Genomic DNA, 15318 nt, shown 5'->3' on the forward strand with positions numbered 1-15318 from the left:
AGAGAAGCTGCTTAATAAGCAAGCAAATGATGACAACTACCTTGAAAAACACCGCCTTCTGAATTATATGGTTCACACCCGCTTAAACACTTGCGGAACAAGGCACTGGCTCTGTTCAGCCCGAGTGACTAACCCCCTCGGCAAACAAGTGTTTCCAAATCTATAAAATAAAATTGCATTTTCATATTGTATTTTCGCAACAAAAACACAATAATAATGATTCTTATTTAGAATTGATAAAGTAAACGATAATACTTCGTACTTTAACTATAGAAGTAGTAACCGCTTAGGTGGCGTGAATGCGAACGTATACAAGCTTGAAAGATATCGAGATGAGTATGTTTGGGGCCATAAGTAAGTGACCACTGTTAACCTCTTTTCTAATTTAGGAGGCTTCATTTATTACTAACCAGTAAAGATGAACGCTTGTTTACTTATAAAAAACAAAGTCATCGCACAAATATGAGTCTTTGTGCAGCCTTTTATTGATCAAGATTGAGAACAAAATGAAAACCGAAAAAGGAAGTTTCAAGCTTTCCACCGTTACGCTAGCGATTGTCGCAGCAAGCACAGTGTTTACAGCCCAAGCACAAGAATACACAACCGAAGAAAACATGGTGGTTGTCGCAAGCCGAACGCCTAAAGCGATCAGCGATATTCCGGGAACAGTTTGGTACATCGACGCAGATAAAATCGAACAGGAATACCGTGGCGGTAAATCATTAGGTGAAATTCTATCGGCGAGCATTCCCTCTTTAGATGTAAGCAGCGGCGCTCGTACTAACTATGGTCAGAATCTACGTGGCCGTAAGATGCTCGTTATGATCGATGGCGTATCACTGCAATCCTCTCGCCAAATCAGCCGCCACTTAGATTCAATCGACCCATTTAACATTGATCGCATCGAAGTGTTATCGGGTGCAACATCTATCTACGGTGCCGGTGCTTCTGGTGGTGTCATCAACATCATCACCAAAAAAGCACAAGGTGAAGAGTTAGAATTCGAATCTTATGTCGGTGGCTCATCGGGCTTTAATTCAGGTGAAGATTTCGATTACAAAGTCGGTCAATCTATCTCTGGCGGTAACGACAAAGTTCAAGCTCGCTCTTCTGTGGTTTACACCGAGACACAAGGTGTATTCGATGCAGATGGCGATATTGTTACTCCTGACATTTCACAAGGCTCACTGCAGTTCAACAAGACGGTAGATTTCCTGACAACTGTCGGCGTGAACCTGTCTGAGACCAAAAAGCTCAACTTCCTAGCACAATATTACGATAGCCAGCAAAACTCTCCTTACGGTCTATACATCACCGGGCGCGATTTTGTTGGCGTACGTAAAGGGTTTTACTCGGATCGCGAACACGGAACTGAGCGCATCATGCTGAGTGCCTCTTACGTCGATGATCAATTCCTTGGGCATCAGTTTATTGCTGAAGCTTCATACCGTAAAGAAGACCAAACTTACACGCCTTACTTCCAATCTTCTGGTCAACAAATTACCGATGTTATTTCATTAAAAACAGCACTGGCTAAGAGCTTCAATAAGTTCAATATTGTTTATGGTATCGATGCGTATCAAGATCAGCTTGATAGCAATCAAGCGCTTTACGATCGCACCATTGCGAACAATTCAGGCAACTTAGTCAACAAGACCTATGCACAAGTGGGTCGCTATGCAGGTGTTAAAGTCAGCTCTATCGCAGGCTTTATACAATCTGACTATGCGATCACCGATGATTGGACGGTGGAAGGTGGATTCCGCTACCAATACATCTCTAACAAGATTGATGATTTTGTCGGCTACAGCCAGCAGAAGAAAATTGCTGCTGGTAAAGGCAAAACAGCAGACGCAGTACCAGGTGGTGAAACTGATTACGGTGTTGGCTTATTTAACCTAGGTACGATCTACCACCTTAATAACGAGTCTCAAGTTTGGGCAAACTTCTCGCAAGGTTTCGACCTTGCAGACCCAGCTAAATACTACGGACAAGGCAGCTACAAGCTCGTTGGTGATCACTGGAAACTCAACGACAGCATCAACGTTAATGACTCAAAAATGTCTGGTATCAAAACCAACAGTTTCGAGTTAGGTTACCGCCTTGATACTGGCGAGCTAAGCTTGCAAACCGCGGCTTATTACTCACAATCTGACAAATCAGTGAAGTACAACAGAAAGACATTGCTGATTGAAAACATCAATGACAAAAAGCGAGTGTACGGGCTAGAGGCGATGGCTTCTTACTGGGTACATGACAACATTCAACTGGGCGCTTCTGGTCACTACGTCACCTCTGAAGTGAAAGGTAACGACGGTTGGAAAGATGTATCTGCAGGAAGTGCAAGTACTTCTAAAGCAAGTGCTTGGGCAGGTTGGTATGACACAGACCTATCTGTAAAAGTACAAAGCCAAACTATGTTTGATTACGAAGACGACAAAAACAAACTTGATGGCTACACCGTGTTTGATCTAGTGAGTACCTATCAGCTTCCTGTCGGTAGTCTAGGTTTTGGTATTCAAAACTTACTGAACAAAGACTACACCACAGTTTGGGGTCAACGAGCTCAGATCCTTTACTCGTCTCATTACGACTCAGCAGCGTATGACTACAAAGGCCGCGGCCGTACTTACACTCTGAACTACCAAGTTAAGTACTAATTAATCGGTCAACATAAGCTGAATTAGTCGCTTACTCTAAAGTGTGGGATGGCTAAAAGACAAAAAGGGTTGGCAAACATGCCAACCCTTTTCAATTGAGAGTTCATTCCGAACTCCCCTATGTTTAATTCTACTCATGCTTAAGCTGTCTTTTCTTTCAAGTTTGATTCTTGTTTATCATCAAGCGCAAAGTAGATCTTCGATACAATTACTTCAGCAATGAGAATCGTAAATACCACGGCGAAGAACGCCACTACACCATTCCAAGGGCCTGTAAAGCTCACCTTCTCGCCGAACAATAAGTTAATCGCCTCTAGCATCACGAACTTTGAACCCACCAAGATGATGTAAGTCGTGATGGCGCGATAAACCTTAGGCGCAGTACCCGGTTTACTTTTGAAGTGCTCGGCAATCTTGTGCTCTAAGCCAATAGAGAGTTTCAACAATAACTGCAGTAATAACGCCGCTATCAAAGAAATAGTGAAAGACTCAATGTTGACGAAGTCCCAGTACTCATCGAAAAAGTTAAGTACCACTAAGTCCACCAGCACAGCTAACGTGTAACCTACGAATAGACGTTGTGGTGTGTTGAACCCGTAAACTTTGTCTGATTTAGTCATTCTGTCTCTCTCTAATTTGATAAGTCGCCTTGATTTGAAATACATCTTATCGCTCGAAAAGGAGCAAAACTTACCATTTTGTGACACCACCAATAATCATTATTCAAATTAATGATTCGACAGAAATCCCCCTTCCTTCTCTTATAGCAATAGCAAAAACACACCCAATTCATCACTGTCACCAAATGGCCATTCTTCAAATGCTGCCCCCATATGATGACTCCATCAGCGACACACACTCATTTCCAAAAGGTGCAGACTAAGAAAAAGCTAATCACTAACGTGAACGTATTTAACGGTGTTGATAACAACTTAATCGAGAGCGTATCAGTCCTCATCGAGGATAACTTGATCACCCAGATTAGAGAAATTAACTTCCATTCTACGAGTTAGTTTCCGTTTTTCGAGTTAATTCCCACTCTATGAATCAATTTACATTCACGTATTACCCACCCAAATAACAACCACACAAGAAACAAAATGGAATATCAACCTGTAAAAATTAAAAATAAACAATCTCTAATTACTTCGTAAAAAACACAGAGTAAAGGGAATTATTTCAGCATGGAAAACTCTAACTAAATGTTAAGTGATAGTTTATCTGAAGGTGCTATTTTAATATAACCTTGTCAACCCCACGCCCTTAAATTGCACATAAGACAATTTATAAAAGTAAATACTATTAATAATTTTTTGTAATCAGGAATTAACAATGAGACTGTTGTTGTACTCGACATGTGGTGTTCTGAGTTTTCTAGGCATATTTGGACTAGCTGCGTTGTATATTGTTTATTAATTTGTAATCTACTTTTACAATTAATATTTAAATGATAGAAAGCCCTAATCAATAGGGCTTTTTATCCATCAAAGATAATAATTAAGTTATCGTAAATTTATTCTATTTACTTTTCTCTTCTAGCTTAGCCTTTACTATTGGATATAGTTTTTCGTATGGCAAGTAGCCGGGGAGCAATGTTCCATCAATTAGCATCGCTGGTGTACCCCGAACACCCAGCCTCGTAAATAAGTTATAGTTTTCAGCAACTTCAATCGCTATTTCACTGTCTGAAGAAACATAATCGGTGGCTTTGTTCTTCTTCGCTACTTTCATTATCGAACGAACGTTGTGAATACCAGGCTTACTGATCAACATCTCTTCAACTGCTTTGTATTTTTCTTTGTCATTGTTCCAGACATTGAGTCCAAAAGTTGCTGAGTTCAATGGCGAATCTCTCTCCTTTAGAGGGATATAAATATTTATCACCTTGATGTCATTAGGGAACTCATCCGCTATTTTTCGAAGAACAGGGTCTAATTTTTTACACCACGGGCAACTAAAATCAGTCATATTTACGATCGTCAGTTTTGGATGTTCGGAACCATACCAAGGGTGATGTGGGTTGTTATAAATAAAGTCATGACTCTCAACTAACGTTTTATCAAAGCTACTTTGTTGATCTATGTAAGCAGCTAGACTGTCGTGAACTGAATCGATAATACCTTCGTTCGTTTCTAGCATTTGCATTATCTCGGCAATTTTTTCTTGTTTTGTCATTGCGAAAGTGACGGGTGAGAAAGCCAGAGTAACCAATAGTGTGATGATGCTTTTTGTAATGAATTTCATATTTTTCCCATTAATACTTAGCTAACCAAAGTCGGGCTGCGATACCTATTGGCGTAGTAATTCCTGAAGTAACACTTGTTACTTTTCCATCATTAATAACAATGAGTGTTGGCGTTAAGGAGATTCCCCAATCGCGTGCAATTTTACCTTGAGTGTCATTAATGTTGTCGTAGCTATACCCTTTAGCATTCATATAGCGTTGAACTCTTTCATCTTTACCCGAAGTCAGTGATACACCAACGACGGGATAGCTCGATGAAAACCAATCAACCACTGGCGTCACAAATTTGCAGGCGACGCACCATGTCGTCCAAAAATAAACTAATACCGGCTCTTTCTTACTCATCTCTATTACATCTATCGGTTTACCGGATAACGACATCCCAACCATTGGCGGAACGTTCTGCATTGGAACGCCTTTTGTACGCCAATAATCAACACCAAAGACCACGACCAATGCGAACAAGGTATACAGTAATGCCGATCTCAACTTCTGCTTTTTGGACTGAGGTTTTGCCTTAGCTTTTTTTCTCATCATTCGTCACCACCTTTTGCTTTCTCAATGGCTTCCATCACCGCATCACTGGTTAAGATGACAGGAAGATCAATACCTTCCGGAGCGTTAGGGCCATAAACCATGTTGAACGGAACACCGAAACGGTTGTGATCTTGTAGGTATGACGTGACACTATCACTTGGGACTGTCCAATCGCCCTCCATCGGCACTACATCACCTTCAGTCAATACGCTGTAAACAGGATCTTGTAAGAGAACCCCGATCTTGTTTGCTTTACAAGTCACGCACCAATCAGTGGTAACATCAACGAAAACTACTTTGTCGTTAGCAACATGATCATCAATGGCTACGGTCGACAAAGCTTCCCACTCAGGTTCTGGTGGCAGAATTTTGGATGTTGCCTTCTCGACAAATAACGAGGCAAAGATAACACTCAACAGCAGCAAGGCAACAGCACCCGCAGTCTTGATTCCATGCACTTGAACCAACCTGACAAGCAATAGGCAAACACTGACCGCCAGTATTGCGTATAGCCACAATTGAGGGACATGAGGTCGAAGCAAGCTAAAGAGCCAAACGCTAGTGATTAGCATCATTCCGCCGAACAGGTATTTAACACGGTTCATCCATGCTCCTGGTTTAGGCAGCGCCAAAGCTATCGATGGGAATGCAGCAACGATGATCCATGGAAGTGCCATACCAACGGCAAGTGCGGTGAAAATGCCAAACATCGTCGGGATAGTCGTGGCAAGAGCAAATGCAACGGCTGTCCCAAGAAATGGAGCAGAACATGGCGTAGCCAATAGCGTTGCGAACATGCCTTGAGTAAAGTGTCCGACGTAACTACTGTCTCCCTTGGTTGCCATCCACGTACTTGTATTCGATGAAAGACGGATCTCGAAAAGCCCTAACATGTTGGCGCTGAAAAGGGCTGTGACGATAAACATCCCACCGATAAACCAACCATTTTGGAACTGAATTCCCCAACCGATAACGCTGCCTGATATTTTTAACACAGCCAAGAAAGTGGCGATTAACCAGAAGGATGCGAGGATGCCACTCGCAGATGCAAGGAATTGGAACCTAACCTGTTTTCTTGCCATGCCTTGAGCAGAAATAACCCCACTCAGTTTCATTCCAAGTACAGGGAATACACAGGGCATGATATTGAGAATCAACCCTCCTAATAGCGCCAAAATCACCATACTTATCATAGAGCTATTGCCCACAATGCCGTTGGTAACAGTGGCTGGGTATTCTGTAATGAAGTCTTTGTCTTTGATGCTTACACGAATGTGTTGGTTGTTGAGATCGGGTGTGCCCATCCAGCTGCTTACGTCATAAGTCGCAATGGCTTGGTTACCTTCAATTTCAATGTGAGGAATACCAAATTCAGCATCTTGCATTTCATCTGAATCACCATCCACGATTATATCGGGTGCAGTCCAACCAATTTTATGTGTAGCAATAACTTGAAGTTGCGACTTGTGAGCATCCCAAATCGTAGATGTACCCTCTACAAGCGGTGAGTCTTTCGGCACTTCGCTCATTGCTTTTGCGTAGACAAGCATCGCGTCGTTATTCACGGTCATCTCACTTGGGTTAAACACCAAGTTGATGTCAAAATCCGTGAGAACACATATGGTGGTGCATGAAGACATCGTCAGCACTGCATGGAGCTCAACAGGTTTGTTCATATCATCAATATGAAGATTCATCGGAAAGATGATGTTGTGCTTGTAGCCTAGCGTATCTATGCCGAGCAAGTTGAAGCGTTGAGGAAACTTCCAAAACCATTGCAGTTGCGAAACGTTCTTAGAGTCAGCCCATTTAATTTTGGGCGCAATGCCTCCTTCGCCAGGACTTCTCCAGTAAGTTTTCCATTCATCAGAAAGGTTCACTTCCAGATAACCCGCCGCGGTTTTATCTTCTTTATTAATTTGTCCTGTCATGACAAAACGCGTTTCTACATACGGATGTAACTTGTCTTGCATCCAACCCGTTGTAACAGGAGTCATCGATTCGCTCGCACTTGCGTTCACAGTGAATGTTGAACACAGCGCAACGAATAGCCAAAGCACAACAAAGCGCAATGACATTTTGCTTTTAGGCATGTCTAATTTTTCCTTAAAAAATGAATAATATGAGTGTTAGTTAAACGCTCTTATTCTCATTCTTTAAAGACACAGACCTTGAGATGGATGCGCCTACCTTTGTGGAGGATTAGCTCAGTGAAGGGAGGGAAATACGGGACAGTACTTAGCAGCCACAATACGACGACAACGAGTATGAAGTACGTGAATATTGCTTGATCATTGACTTGGTGGTGATCAAAATTTATCAGATGTTCTGATAACTCACATTTTTGGACGGATTGGCCGTCTTGGGATTGAGATGCCCCATCAATAAAAACGCCACCATCGCTAATCTTGTTTGCCTGCACGGCAGTAGAAATAGCAGAATCACTGTTGTCATAATTTACTTTGCAGCCTTGGATAAAACTCATATTACTGGCGAGACAGAAACAGATAACCCAACCCACTAATAATAGTGCGCTACGAGTTAGCTGATGTGTGTTTCGACTTGAGATCATATCTAAACTGCAGATGTCTTGTTATGGTAAACGTAGCAATACGACTTAACTAAAATAATAAAGTTCAATTTTTTTCTTAATGTCGATAATTTTCATGAATCAAAGCGATTGAGAATCGTAAAAATCATATACCAACAATCAGGGTCGGAAAGACAATCAGTATCGAAAAGACAATCGACATCAGCCATACCGCGGTCGAGCAGCGTGAACTAAGTAAACTCGGACCAAGACAATACATGCTCAAGAACAACGTATGACCTAACTCTCTGTTTTCTTGCTAGTATTAAACTCATGCTGTTTGTTTATGTATAAAAATTATTGATTGAATGACGAAGCTTGTTGATATGGGGATGAAATTAGAATGAGGCGATTACTTACTGCAATATTTTTCAGTTCAGCATTGTTACTCAGTTCAGTGCTATCAGGGTGCAGTAATTTTAGAAATCTATCGAATGAGATAGACGCAATTGATGCCTATACCGACCAGTACCAAATCATTTTGACCGAACCAGCGTCGGGCTCAGCCGTCGTTATTCAACAGATAAAAGATATCAATAAAAGCGAAGTTGATGGCTACGACGGCATAATAGATAGCGACAGTATTCAATTGCAGCTATCTAGAAAAATACACTACCTACTTGTCTTTGATGATAAAAACCAAGATTTAACCCTACAAGCTGACGAACCATTCAGTGTCGTTAATCTGCACGATCACCAAGACAATTCTACAGTAAGAATTTCACTCGCCATTGACGAAAACAAAGCGCCCAGAGCCTTTGTTAATCACTCACTGTCCTCTTTACTGGAAGTGGAATTGGATCTTGTCGATATAGGCACCGTTGTGAGTTTAACGGATCCGCCCTTTAAGCGAGAAAACGCTAAGCTCGGCATGTGGCAGCCAGTAACATTCTTTTTTGAAGGCAATGCTGGACTCTACTTTTTGTCGGAATACGACCCAACTAAAATCCCTATCCTATTTGTACATGGTATCAATGCGACCGCTTTAGATTTTGCTCCATTAATCGAAAAAATCGATCAATCTAAATACCAAATATGGGTATTCAACTACCCTTCTGGCTTATCTCTGGTTTTAAGTTCGAAAGGCTTAAATAACCTGCTGCATACCATAGTGACGGAATACAAGATCCAACAATTACACGTGGTGGCACACAGCATGGGTGGGCTTATCGTGACAAACAGTGTTCGTCAGTGCCAAATCGGGCAGTTGTGCAATTTTGTCAGTAGCATCACCACCATATCTTCCCCGTTTGGGGGTGTGGCATCCGCCAAGCAAGGAATTGAATACTCCCCTATCGTGATGCCAGCCTGGGTAGATTTAAATCCAGACGGAAAATTTATCGCCGAGTTATTTGGTAGTAAAACTAAAAACCATACCCCGCACTTTTTAGCGTTTGGATACAATTCAGGGGAGTTATTTAATACCAACAGTAATGATGGCGTCATTGACCTATCAAGCCAGCTTTCGCGCCCAGCTCAATTAAACGCCGACCAAATTCTTGGTTACGATGAAAACCATTTAAGCATCTTAGACAACGACGACTTGTTTGAAGATCTTTCTGAGTTTTGGTTGAGAGCCGAACAGGAGTAAATACTGGGCGTATTGGATATGGGTGAATCAACCTCAAGTATTACTGATAGCAGATGCTGATTAAGGAGAGGTTAGGACGGGACTTGTTATTTGAGCTTACACGGATTTGTCCAAATCCACTTTAGTATCCCCCAGTAATGCCCACACAAAAAAAGAATTGGTATCTCTACCAATCCTTTTAGTTCCACATACAAGCGGAGTCTTAGTGCTTATACCTAAAGGTATTACTGTCATCAACAATCTCAATTTTGATAGGCACAGTGCCTTGCTTAACATTGCCGATTCTTGCAAATGCCTTGTGCGAAAGGTCGATCACTCGGCCTTTTACGTAAGGGCCTCGATCGTTAATTTTCACATCGACCGACTTGCCATTGTCTGTATTGGTCACTCTCACGATCGTCCCAAAGGGCAAGGTTTTATGAGCCGCTGTGTAGGCATTCATGTTGTATGTCTCACCACTTGCTGTGAGTTTTCCATGGAATTTATCGCCATACCAAGAAGCTTTACCCACAAGAGCATGTGACTTGGCATAGTCCTTTGTTTTAGAACTGCCGACAGCCGACGTTGAGGTGCATCCAGCTAATATCATAAGAATAAGAGCGGTAAAGATGATATGTCGTTTTTTCATGTGATTTGGGAACGCTAATCTCTGCATGTTTCTCTATTTTCGTTGTTGTTGGTTAGCAATATTGTGCTGAGTATAGTCACAACTCAATCAAGGCTACCATTCGGTATGATGGCGCAATGTTTTCATGAACAACGCTTTATTCCGTCATATTCATGAAAGGTTTTATCTTCAAAACGTCAACTTTAGCAACGCCTTAAATCTGTACCTTTCTTAATCACTTCATATAGATAAGTCACTCAACCAAACATCCAAACACAAAAAAAGGACTGATATCTCTACCAATCCTCTTTAGGGGGTGTTTCGGTTTTTCCACCTTATGCAAGGCAGGCGACACTATTACTCGTAATCAGTCGAGTAAGTATCTTCGTACGAATGAGAGTAGAACTCGAATAGGTTGCCAAACGGGTCTTCTAGGTAAACCATTTGCGCTTGTTTTAGGTCGTCTTCTGGGTGGTAGCGCATGATGTCCATACGAACTTTACCGCCAAATTCTTCAACGCGTTTAATCGCTGAATGAAATTGCTCTTTTGGAAGCTGTAGACAGAAGTGGAAGATACCTAGACGAGAGAAATCAACCTTATGACGATCTTCTCGGTCAACCATTTCGAACATCTCAACACCGATGCCATCAGATGTTACTAGGTGAGCAATGTTGAAGCCTTTGAAGCCTTCACCAAATACAGCGATACACATACGGCCAATTGCTGATTCGCGTTCTTCCATCACTTTAGTGTTGTTCATTACAACTCTTAGACCTAGAGCCTTGGTGTAAAACTCTACCGCTTGGTCCATATCGCCAACCATGATGCCTACGTGATTCATTTTCATAACTTTCTCCAATTCGTTTTTTATTGTGTGCTTTTCGAAGTCTAGCTTCGGTATCTCGTTTCGATGAAGAGAGTATAGGCAGAGAACTTGATTAACTGAAATTATCATAATTTATATTAATAATAATTTTTTGTTATTCTCAGATTAACATGGGATTTCAGCTCACTTAAAGAAACGCTATCTACATACATGCTCACACTATAAATAGACGCTCACATTAGTAGGAGGTCAGCCCAATATAGAGAACAACCTAAAGAGCATAGCTACTCAAATCGAGTATTGCTGAGGTTTGATAGCTTTTGTCGATAACTTTCTCCTTTCAAAGATAGGAATCACCTATTGAATCTATAGAAATGTCCGATTTCACTAATTTTCGGTGCGGATGCAATATATCTCCATCGACGCGGGATAGCGTTAAACACTACAAATTAGAAAGAGAGTCAAAACATGATCAACACAGAAATCAAACCATTCAACGCAACAGCATTCAAAAACGGCGAATTCGTAGAAATCACTGAGCAAGACGTTAAAGGCAAATGGGCTGTATTCTTCTTCTACCCAGCAGACTTCACATTTGTATGTCCAACTGAGCTAGTTGACCTACAAGACAAATACGCAGAACTTCAATCTCGTGGCGTAGAAGTTTACTCAGTATCAACTGACACTCACTTCTCTCACAAAGCATGGCACGATACTTCTGACAAAATCGGCACTATTGAATACTTCATGGTAGGCGACCAAACAGGCAACATCACAAATAACTTCAACGTTATGCGTGAAGGTCAAGGCCTTGCAGACCGTGCAACGTTCCTAATCGACCCTGAAGGCGTTATCCAAGCGATGGAAATCACAGCTGAAGGCATCGGCCGTGACGCAGAAGACCTACTACGCAAGGTTAAAGCGGCACAATACGTAGCGGCTAACCCAGGTGAAGTTTGCCCAGCTAAATGGAAAGAAGGCGAAGAGACTCTAGCTCCATCTCTAGACCTAGTAGGCAAGATTTAATCTAAGCCTAGCTAACAAGAATAGCTAAACGGTTCTACAGGCGCGCTTCGGCCCCCCTCCTAAAGGGCAGTTGCGCGCCACCCTTTCAAAACATCAACACCACAATATTTGCCGACTTGCGCCCCCTTTTTATTTTCCTTTTTCAGCAAGAAGGTATTGGTCAATACCAAAACACAGAATTTAAGAGCAGGCACGATTATGTTAGATCAAGCAATGAAGCAGCAGCTAAAAGCATACCTAGAAAACCTAAAAACCAATGTTCAGTTAGTCCTTAGCCTGGATGGGAGCGACACCGCGAACAAACTTCAAGATCTGGCGAACGATATCGCGTCTTTAACCGACAAAATTGAAGTGACTCGCGATGACAGCGCAAGCACTCGTAGCCCTATCATGCAGGTCGTGAACCAAGAGAAAGGCACCGCGATCGGTTTTGCCGGTTTGCCAATGGGTCACGAATTTACGTCACTAGTTCTAGCACTGCTTCATAGTGGTGGTCACCCTATCAAGCTTAAAGCTGACGTAATCGAACAAATTAAAGAGCTTAATCAAGAGCTTAATGTGAAGATTTTTATCTCACTATCGTGCCAAAACTGTCCAGAAGTGGTTCAGGCGTTCAACATGATGTCGGCGATTAATCCTCTAGTTAAGACAACCATGATCGACGGCGCAGCATTCCAAGACGAAGTGAAGTCTCGCGACATCATGGCAGTTCCAAGCGTGTTTATTAACGGTGAGCTATTTGGTCAAGGACGTATGTCACTGGCTGAAATCCTTAACAAAGTTGATTCAGGCGCAGCAGAAAAGAAAGCGGCCAACCTAAACGAACAAGCACCGTTTGATGTATTGGTTGTCGGTGGTGGCCCTGCAGGTTCTTCAGCCGCTATCTACGCGGCACGTAAAGGCATTCGTACCGGTGTGGTTGCTGACCGATTCGGTGGTCAAGTGATGGATACGATGGCGATTGAGAACTTTATCTCCGTGAAAGCGACAACAGGTCCTAAGCTAGTAGCTAGCCTTGAAGAGCACGTAAAAGAGTACGGTGTTGAGATAATGACTGAGCAGCGCGCTGCGAACATCATTGCAGCAGAAGACACAGAAGACGGCTACATCCACGTTGAGCTAGAGAGCGGCGCAACATTACGATCTCGCACGGTTATCACCAGTACCGGTGCTCGCTGGCGTGAAATGAACGTTCCAGGTGAGCAAGAGTACCGCAATAAAGGCGTCGCTTACTGCCCACACTGTGACGGTCCTTTATTCAAAGGTAAGAAAACAGCGGTTATTGGTGGCGGTAACTCAGGTATCGAAGCGGCGATTGATTTAGCGGGTATCGTTGAACACGTAACCGTACTTGAATTTGCAGACACACTACGTGCCGACCAAGTGCTTATCGACAAAGCGAACGCAACACCAAACATCGAAATCATCAAGATGGCGCAAACCACACAAGTGATTGGTGATGGCAACCGTGTAACCGGTCTGGAATACAAAGACCGCAACACCGACGAGCTAAAACAGATCGAACTTGCGGGTATCTTTGTTCAAATCGGCCTGATGCCAAACAGCGAATGGTTGAAAGGTTCAAAAGTTGAGCTGTCACCACGCGGTGAAATTGAAATTAACGCTCATGGCGCTACATCAATGAAAGGTGTGTTTGCGGCGGGTGATGTAACAACCGTACCTTACAAACAGATCATCATTGCGATGGGTGAAGGTGCGAAAGCAAGTTTAGGCGCATTTGACCACCTAATCCGTAACTCAGCTCCAGTTAAAGAGGCTGAAACGGCTTAAGCTTTAAACCTAAAACTTAAAACTTAAAAGCTTTTAACTCAAGTTCCTTAAATATTTGTTAACTTAATTCTTTACTGTTAACGACTTAGTCGATATTTAGACACCACTCCTATGGATTTAGGAGTGGTTTTTTTCTTTGTGATTTATGCAGGTTGATAAAGCATAAAAGCAACCACCATCGCTAAGCTTCCACCCAAGCAACGGTTCACAAACATCATCTGTTTTGGTGATTGCAGTAATTTTTTCAGCATGGTGCCGCAATACGCCCACACCAACATGCACGGCACACCGGTAATCACCATACCCGCGATAATGGTCACTACTTGAATCAAGTAATCTGCATTCGGAGTAATGAATTGCGAAAACACGGTTAATGAAGCTATCCAACCTTTAGGGTTTAACACCTGCACCAACACACCTGACATAAAACCTGAACGTTTATCTGTGGTGCTTTCTTCGATTTGCATGTTAGCAATCGACCACGCCATGAACAGCAAATAAGCCGCACCCGCGTATTTCAAAATGTTGTATAGCTCTGGATAAAGGGTAAATAGGCTCACCAAACCGACACTGGAACCGGCCAGTACGATGATGATGCCAACAGCGTTTCCAGAGATAAAAGGTAAAGTCGCAGCAAACCCATAACGACTTGAAATCCCAAGTAATGCGATATTGCCTGCCCCAGGTGTAATTGCAATTGATGTTGAAAATAACAAGAACGCCAGCATTAATTGAGAGCTCATTTCCTCTCACTCCTAATAAGTAAAGTATTTATACGGAGAGAGTTTACAGATTCGACTAGGAATTAAATTGCTATATAGGCTAATATCAATCCAAATTTGAGCAAGACTTTTCTAAAAACACCATGAAACAGAAAGAATCCACCAAAGAAGTGTTAGATGACACAGATATCGCCATCTTAGAACATATCCAACAAGACGGACGCATGAGCAACAGTAAGCTCGCTGAAAAGGTTAACCTCAGCGAAACCCCATGCTGGCGTCGCTGGAAACGCATGGAAGAAACTGGCTATATCGATGGTTACGCCGCTAAGCTGAATCGTAAGAAATTAGGCTTTCATGTTGCAGGCTTTACGCTAGTGACACTGGGCAACCACGAGGTCGAAAACACGGAACCGTTTGAAGAGTTTGTCGAAGTAACCGATTGGATTCCTATGTGTCACTGCATTGCAGGCGGCGCCGACTATATGATTCAAGTGCTAGCGAAAGATTTGGAAGAGTACTTTGAGCGTATTAGCTCCATCAGGCGAGTAAAAGGCGTAAGTGCGATTCAGTCGAATATCTCAGTTAAAGAGTTGAAAAACAGCTATAAGTTGCCTCTTGGGGACTAGTTCACTTCTCCTGACAGCCCTTTTCTTTAAGCAAAATAAAAGGTTCATCGCGGCTTTCCGGGGAAAGCCGCTTTTATCTTCAAGAAGAAGTA

12 protein-coding genes are annotated in these 15318 nt (G+C 42.4%); 5 read left to right on the top strand and 7 right to left on the bottom strand.

Annotation, left to right across the window (positions count from 1 at the left end):
• Positions 1-506: 506 nt before the first annotated feature.
• Positions 507-2660: a TonB-dependent receptor gene (locus tag AB6D80_RS21965; protein WP_372189589.1), complete on the top strand. Its 2154-nt coding sequence runs from the start codon at positions 507-509 to the stop codon at positions 2658-2660.
• A gap of 140 nt (positions 2661-2800) precedes the next feature.
• Here the strand turns inward: AB6D80_RS21965 and AB6D80_RS21970 are convergent, their stop codons facing one another.
• The 4 genes from AB6D80_RS21970 to AB6D80_RS21985 form a co-directional block, all read right to left on the bottom strand.
• Positions 2801-3280: a hypothetical protein gene (locus AB6D80_RS21970; protein ID WP_012604442.1), complete on the bottom strand. Its 480-nt coding sequence runs from the start codon at positions 3278-3280 to the stop codon at positions 2801-2803.
• 898 nt (positions 3281-4178) lie between these two features.
• Positions 4179-4904, bottom strand: a complete 726-nt coding sequence (locus AB6D80_RS21975) for a DsbA family protein (protein ID WP_372189590.1) — start codon at positions 4902-4904, stop codon at positions 4179-4181.
• A gap of 10 nt (positions 4905-4914) precedes the next feature.
• Positions 4915-5442, bottom strand: a complete 528-nt coding sequence (locus AB6D80_RS21980) for a protein disulfide oxidoreductase (RefSeq protein ID WP_372189592.1) — start codon at positions 5440-5442, stop codon at positions 4915-4917.
• Positions 5439-7535 carry a protein-disulfide reductase DsbD family protein gene (locus AB6D80_RS21985; RefSeq protein WP_372189594.1) on the bottom strand — a complete coding sequence of 699 codons (2097 nt, stop codon included), beginning with the start codon at positions 7533-7535 and terminating at the stop codon, positions 5439-5441. The genes AB6D80_RS21980 and AB6D80_RS21985 overlap by 4 nt, the downstream gene beginning before the upstream one ends.
• Positions 7536-8375: 840 nt before the next feature.
• On the opposite strand from AB6D80_RS21985, the gene AB6D80_RS21990 reads away from it, so the two are divergent.
• Positions 8376-9623 (top strand): esterase/lipase family protein, encoded by a 1248-nt coding sequence (locus AB6D80_RS21990; RefSeq protein ID WP_372032036.1) that lies wholly within the window; start codon positions 8376-8378, stop codon positions 9621-9623.
• A 202-nt stretch (positions 9624-9825) separates the two neighbouring features.
• On the opposite strand, the gene AB6D80_RS21995 is transcribed toward AB6D80_RS21990, so the two are convergent.
• Together AB6D80_RS21995 and AB6D80_RS22000 are read right to left on the bottom strand one after the other, a co-directional pair.
• Positions 9826-10278, bottom strand: coding sequence for a septal ring lytic transglycosylase RlpA family protein (locus tag AB6D80_RS21995; RefSeq protein WP_371996693.1), 453 nt, complete (start codon positions 10276-10278; stop codon positions 9826-9828).
• Positions 10279-10587: 309 nt separating this feature from the next.
• Positions 10588-11079: a VOC family protein gene (locus tag AB6D80_RS22000; protein ID WP_081228849.1), complete on the bottom strand. Its 492-nt coding sequence runs from the start codon at positions 11077-11079 to the stop codon at positions 10588-10590.
• A gap of 447 nt (positions 11080-11526) precedes the next feature.
• Here AB6D80_RS22000 and ahpC point away from each other — a divergent pair, with 447 nt between their 5' ends.
• A complete protein-coding gene (ahpC, locus tag AB6D80_RS22005; protein ID WP_016798107.1) occupies positions 11527-12084 on the top strand; it encodes an alkyl hydroperoxide reductase subunit C in 558 nt (185 codons plus the stop codon).
• A 198-nt stretch (positions 12085-12282) separates the two neighbouring features.
• The gene (ahpF, locus tag AB6D80_RS22010; RefSeq protein ID WP_372189597.1) at positions 12283-13875 is read left to right on the top strand and encodes an alkyl hydroperoxide reductase subunit F; all 1593 of its coding nucleotides are present in this window, start codon (positions 12283-12285) and stop codon (positions 13873-13875) included.
• Between the two features lie 143 nt (positions 13876-14018).
• Here the strand turns inward: ahpF and AB6D80_RS22015 are convergent, their stop codons facing one another.
• Positions 14019-14618, bottom strand: a complete 600-nt coding sequence (locus AB6D80_RS22015; protein ID WP_004736366.1) for a LysE family translocator — start codon at positions 14616-14618, stop codon at positions 14019-14021.
• Between the two features lie 122 nt (positions 14619-14740).
• Between AB6D80_RS22015 and AB6D80_RS22020 the strand changes: the two genes are divergently transcribed.
• Positions 14741-15226 carry an Lrp/AsnC family transcriptional regulator gene (locus AB6D80_RS22020; RefSeq protein ID WP_004736367.1) on the top strand — a complete coding sequence of 162 codons (486 nt, stop codon included), beginning with the start codon at positions 14741-14743 and terminating at the stop codon, positions 15224-15226.
• Positions 15227-15318 lie beyond the last annotated feature (92 nt).

This window comes from Vibrio sp. 10N.247.310.17 (assembly GCF_041466605.1).
Classification (GTDB): Bacteria; Pseudomonadota; Gammaproteobacteria; order Enterobacterales; family Vibrionaceae; genus Vibrio; species Vibrio tasmaniensis_A.

What these genes read in the sequence shown, in the direction of transcription:
- AB6D80_RS21965 (WP_372189589.1), top strand. Translation starts at nt 507, where the DNA reads ATGAAAACCGAAAAAGGAAGTTTCAAGCTTTCCACCGTTACGCTAGCG.
- AB6D80_RS21970 (WP_012604442.1), bottom strand. Translation starts at nt 3,280, where the DNA reads ATGACTAAATCAGACAAAGTTTACGGGTTCAACACACCACAACGTCTA.
- AB6D80_RS21975 (WP_372189590.1), bottom strand. Translation starts at nt 4,904, where the DNA reads ATGAAATTCATTACAAAAAGCATCATCACACTATTGGTTACTCTGGCT.
- AB6D80_RS21980 (WP_372189592.1), bottom strand. Translation starts at nt 5,442, where the DNA reads ATGATGAGAAAAAAAGCTAAGGCAAAACCTCAGTCCAAAAAGCAGAAG.
- AB6D80_RS21985 (WP_372189594.1), bottom strand. Translation starts at nt 7,535, where the DNA reads ATGCCTAAAAGCAAAATGTCATTGCGCTTTGTTGTGCTTTGGCTATTC.
- AB6D80_RS21990 (WP_372032036.1), top strand. Translation starts at nt 8,376, where the DNA reads ATGAGGCGATTACTTACTGCAATATTTTTCAGTTCAGCATTGTTACTC.
- AB6D80_RS21995 (WP_371996693.1), bottom strand. Translation starts at nt 10,278, where the DNA reads ATGCAGAGATTAGCGTTCCCAAATCACATGAAAAAACGACATATCATC.
- AB6D80_RS22000 (WP_081228849.1), bottom strand. Translation starts at nt 11,079, where the DNA reads ATGAAAATGAATCACGTAGGCATCATGGTTGGCGATATGGACCAAGCG.
- ahpC (WP_016798107.1), top strand. Translation starts at nt 11,527, where the DNA reads ATGATCAACACAGAAATCAAACCATTCAACGCAACAGCATTCAAAAAC.
- ahpF (WP_372189597.1), top strand. Translation starts at nt 12,283, where the DNA reads ATGTTAGATCAAGCAATGAAGCAGCAGCTAAAAGCATACCTAGAAAAC.
- AB6D80_RS22015 (WP_004736366.1), bottom strand. Translation starts at nt 14,618, where the DNA reads ATGAGCTCTCAATTAATGCTGGCGTTCTTGTTATTTTCAACATCAATT.
- AB6D80_RS22020 (WP_004736367.1), top strand. Translation starts at nt 14,741, where the DNA reads ATGAAACAGAAAGAATCCACCAAAGAAGTGTTAGATGACACAGATATC.